This is a genomic window from uncultured Umboniibacter sp., from assembly GCF_947497555.1.
Lineage (GTDB): Bacteria > Pseudomonadota > Gammaproteobacteria > Pseudomonadales > DSM-25080 > Umboniibacter.
In genome coordinates this window covers 1-332 of sequence record NZ_CANMGY010000035.1, presented here as the reverse complement: position 1 = coordinate 332, position 332 = coordinate 1, and the positions used below count along the sequence as shown (strand labels likewise).

The 332-nt window shown below is 53.0% G+C and carries 1 pseudogene; it reads left to right on the top strand.

Annotated elements, in window-relative coordinates:
- Nucleotides 1–332, top strand: a pseudogene (locus Q0698_RS13285) (sodium transporter); the annotation flags it as partial.

The following is a 332-nucleotide window of genomic DNA, read 5'->3' as shown; positions in this document are numbered from 1 at the left end:
CGGGCTTTAGCTGCTAAGAATATCCGTGAAGCGCAGAAGGGTATCGTTTTCGCCGCCTTCCTTAAGCTGCTTATGCCAATCATTGTGGTACTACCGGGTATTGCCGCGGTGATGTTACTGCCGGATCTCGATGCGCCGGACAAGGCCTATCCCGAGGTAATGAAACTTCTGCCTGTGGGCATCAAGGGTGTGGTCTTCGCTGCCCTCATTGCCGCGATTGTGAGTTCACTGGCGTCGATGGTGAACAGTATTTCCACCATCTTCACGATGGATCTCTTCACTCAGTTCTCCAAGAAGGAACATAGCCAGAAGCAACTCGTCACCGTGGGTCG